At 45.9% G+C, this 4,034-nt stretch carries 5 protein-coding genes; 2 read left to right on the plus strand and 3 right to left on the minus strand.

What is annotated here, in order from left to right; translation table 11 throughout:
• Positions 1–396 (minus strand): DUF5712 family protein (locus AC5JBY_RS00020; RefSeq protein WP_495902479.1); only part of this gene is annotated, 396 nt, incomplete at its 3' end.
• A gap of 12 nt (positions 397–408) precedes the next feature.
• Positions 409–1,050, minus strand: coding sequence for a BfmA/BtgA family mobilization protein (locus AC5JBY_RS00025; protein ID WP_495902480.1), 642 nt, complete (start codon positions 1,048–1,050; stop codon positions 409–411).
• Between the two features lie 665 nt (positions 1,051–1,715).
• Between AC5JBY_RS00025 and AC5JBY_RS00030 the strand changes: the two genes are divergently transcribed.
• Together AC5JBY_RS00030 and AC5JBY_RS00035 are read left to right on the plus strand one after the other, a co-directional pair.
• Complete coding sequence (locus AC5JBY_RS00030; RefSeq protein ID WP_495902481.1) at positions 1,716–2,630, plus strand: replication initiation protein; 915 nt, start codon at positions 1,716–1,718, stop codon at positions 2,628–2,630.
• Complete coding sequence (locus tag AC5JBY_RS00035) at positions 2,614–3,306, plus strand: DJ-1/PfpI family protein (RefSeq protein ID WP_495902482.1); 693 nt, start codon at positions 2,614–2,616, stop codon at positions 3,304–3,306. The genes AC5JBY_RS00030 and AC5JBY_RS00035 overlap by 17 nt, the downstream gene beginning before the upstream one ends.
• A gap of 178 nt (positions 3,307–3,484) precedes the next feature.
• Here AC5JBY_RS00035 and AC5JBY_RS00040 read toward each other — a convergent pair.
• Positions 3,485–4,034, minus strand: a 550-nt coding sequence (locus tag AC5JBY_RS00040; RefSeq protein WP_495902483.1) for a DUF5712 family protein, incomplete at its 5' end; no start/stop codon positions are given.

The raw sequence follows: 4,034 nt of genomic DNA on the forward strand, positions 1-4,034 counted from the left end.
GGTCCACTTGTAGCCCCGGTTGTACTCGACTTTACCGTACCACTTCACATCATCGGGGCCTAACCCTTTCTGAAAATTGGCCGCGTACTCGGCCATCACGCTGCGGGCATAGTCTTTGAGCTTCTGAGGGTCGTTGCCGATGTGAGCTAATTCGGTCTGAGAAGGGCTGATGTTGACCAAATAGAACTTGGCTTCCTGCTGCTTGAGTTTGGCCGTGTTGGCGTCGATGCCCTGACGCACTTCGTAGGGCCGTATCTCGTCGCGCTGCTGATTAAACCACAGTTCGGCCTTGTGCTCAGGTTTGAGCTTGTTTTCTTTCTCTAAGTACTCGACGAGCTGGCCACTACTGCCGGCATTGCTGCCCGTACTGCTGGGGGTGATGTTGATGTGGGGCATGTGGGAAAGGGATTACAGGTTATCGACCTGGCTGCGGCTGTGCTCCTGCAAATCCTTCACGGCTCGGCCTTGCGTTAGGGTGTTCAGGGCTTCGCGCTGCTGAATGTAGCTATCGAGGATGGCCCTGAATTTGGCTTTTAAGACGTTCTTACCCTCGCGATGAGTCTTTACCCCATCTTGATACGTTCGTGTCTCTGAGAGCAATTCTTGAAGCTCCTGCGCCATTGCTTTCTGCTGCTTCTCCAACGTCTCCTGCTTTTTGAGCAAATCCGTGTTCTCTTTGGCCCGTTCCCGCTGGCTTTTGAGATAGAAGCCGTGGATGTAGTTCTCCTCATCGACGTTGAAGAAGCCGTCGAACTGGCCAATCAGGAAGTTCAGACGGCGTTGCAACTCGCGCCCATCGGCCATCATCGGGGTGAGGGCCTCTTTCTCTTGGGTTTTGATGAAGGAGATGATGCGGTTGATCCCCTGACCCAGTTCTTTCTTCAGCAATTCGTCGTTCAGATCGCCCGGATCTTTCCCGGATTTGTAGAAATAGGCCACCATCTGGCCAAACAGTTCTTGCTTACTGCGACCCAACTTTGCACTTAACTTGCTGAATTTCAAGTCAGTACCTCCGCCGAAGCGTACAGACTTATTAGCTTTCTCTTCCATAATTAAGCGTATAAATATACTAAAATAAGCCTTAAAATGCTGGAAAAAGGTTTTTTAACCCTATAATATACTTTTTGCTTACTAACTATTAGTAAAAATATTTACTAATCAACTGATTATCAACATAGTGACCTCGTAGAGCAAGTGAGAATTATCGCGCAGCGTAATTCCCGCTTGCTCTTTATAAGACCGCTTCGCGCTTTGTTTTTTCCTCGCTTCGCGCTTGTTTTTTGATCTTTTTTCCCCCTTCGTTTTTTCTTCCCTTTTCACCTATCTTTTTAGTTGACCCTTTTTTACTTTCTAAAACCGTACCTGCAAAAGCACTTCCTTCCCGGCCATCCCTCGCACGCGTACGTATGCGCCCCTACGCGAGACAAGTGTTTGTGTATTTTCAAATATCTCTTGTTAATCTCTTGTAAGCGCAAAATAGAGCTTATAACTATCAGATTTACAGATATTTACGATGTGGATAACTTTAATAAAGACAGGTTTAATCGGTAATAAAGACAGGTTTAATCGGTGAAGTATAGCTAATAAAGACAGGTTTAATCGGTAAAGTATAGCTAATAAAGACAGGTTTAATCGGTAAAATGAGTAATTATAAAAGACATATAGCTTTTATAATCTGCCTTTTATAATTTTGCTTAATAATCAGTAATTTATACATGAAAAAGATAGAGATATTTCAGGATAATGTTCTTACCCTTGCCAGGTATGAAATGACAGAAGCAGAGAAGAATATTCTTTACATGGTCGTTGCCCAAATAAAAAAAGACGACCCTGTAACAAAAATGTACCAGGTGACGGTCAAGGAGATGGCCGAAATTACGGGGTCAAAAGAGTTGATGTTTGAGACTTACAAGCAGGCTACTCAGAAGTTGATCAGTCGTGTCTTCGTTACCACTCTTCCTAATGGGGATATTCTTCAAGCAGGATTTATAGCATCAGCACTGTATCGAAAAGGCACAGGAATAATACAGATTGAATTATCGCAGATGGTAAGACCCTTTTATGTAGACCTAAACACAAGATTTACCAAAATGCAGTTGGCGGCTGCCATTTCACTCAATTCTGCTTATGCAAAGCGGATTTATGAACTACTCTGCATGTATAAAAACATGAAGGATAAGACGTTTCGACGTAACCTAATTGACCTTAAAACAATGCTCAATATAATCAATGCTAAGACAGGAAGAGACAGTTATCCGACATGGACTAAATTTCAGAAGAACGTACTGGAAGTGGCCAATAAAGAGATTAATGGCCATACTGACCTTTCATTCAAGTATAAACCTATTTACGGAGATCGACCGGGGAGAGGGCGCAAACCTGTCGAACAAGTTGAGTTTGAAGTCTTCTACTCAGCCAAGCAGCAGCCAGAGCCAACAACGCCCTTAATCGAACGACTCGTTAAACAATTCAGGCTCCGGCCCGACCAAGCCGCTATAGTATTAGAAATGCATTCAATTGAGGTGATTAACAGGCAACTTTATGATATTGATATCAAGGCCGCAGATGGGAAAGTGAAGAATTTAGGTAGCTATACAGCGAAAGTATTTGGACTTGAAATCAACAAATAAAATAGTCGTGGTTGAACAACAGTTATCTTTGCTGGCTAACAAAAACATCCAAAATACTATGCACATCGCCATTCTCACCTTCGAGGGATATAATGAATTAGATTCCTTTATTGCTCTAGGTGTTCTTAATCGCGTCAAGACACCGGGATGGCGTGTTTCGATTGCTTGCCCTACAGCCAAAGTCCGTTCTATGAACGGCCTCGTTATTGAATCTCAAGCAACTTTAGAAGAGGCTTGCCAAGCGGATGCTATAATCTTTGGAAGCGGCATGCAAACGCGTGAAGTGGTGGAGGACTCCGCTTTAATGGCGCGATTGCAATTTGATCCAACTAAGCAGTTATTGGCAGCTCAGTGCTCTGGTACGTTGATTTTAGCTAAACTAGGTTTGCTGAACGATACACCTGCGTGTACCGACCTAATTACTCGACCTTGGGTACAGGCCACGGGTGTTGAAGTACTCAATCAGCCTTTCTTTGCGAATGGTAACGTGGCTACTGCTGGGGGATGTTTGGCTTCGCATTATCTAGCCGCTTGGATTATTGCTCGACTGGAAGGCATTGAAGCAGCTGAGAGTGCGCTTCATTACGTGGCCCCTGTGGGAGAGAAGGAAGAGTATGTTGAACGCGGATTACGCAACATCAAGCCTTACTTGCCAGAACTTTTAGCAATGGCCTGAACTGATACAGCATATATACAGAAAGTTCGTTCTTCGCATCCTCACTATACGAGACTGATTCTTGTTATATTCTCTTAACATAAGATTGCTTATACAACACCCCTCCAAATAGTCCAAAAACAACGGGGCAAAAAAGGGGTATGATTAGGGGTGCTTTATGCCTAAGAAAACCTGTTCATCACATCCCCAAACCCAAGCCCCGGCTACGCTTCTGCTCGTGCTGAATGGCCTGTTTCTGCTGCTCGGCCAAGGCCAGCTTCTGGGCCTGCTCTTGCTCCCGTTGCAGGCGCAATTGCTCGACCTGCCGTAAACTCGCTTCGATCTGCTGTTGGCGGTCGCGCTCGGTGTCGCGCAGCTCCAGCGTCATGGCCGCCCGCTCCTGGGTTGTGCCATTGCTCATGGTGTTCTGATACCGGAAACTCTCTTCCAACTCCCGACGGTAGCCCATTTGGGCATCAAAGGCCGCTTCGCTACGCTTCTTGAACTCGACCCGGTTAAACTGGCCGAACTTCTGGCCGTGGGCCTCGCTCTTGCCTTGTCCTCGATGGTTGGTCATGGGGCTTAACAGGCGCTGGTTGTGGCTGTCCTTGCGGCTCACAATGATTTGTACGTGCATCTGGTGACCAGCTTTGGCTTCTCCCCGTTGGTTTAAACCGTGTTTTACTTCCAGATCGGTCCACTTGTAGCCCCGGTTGTACTCGACTTTACCGTACCACTTCACATCATCG

The organism is Paraflavitalea sp., assembly GCF_059502485.1.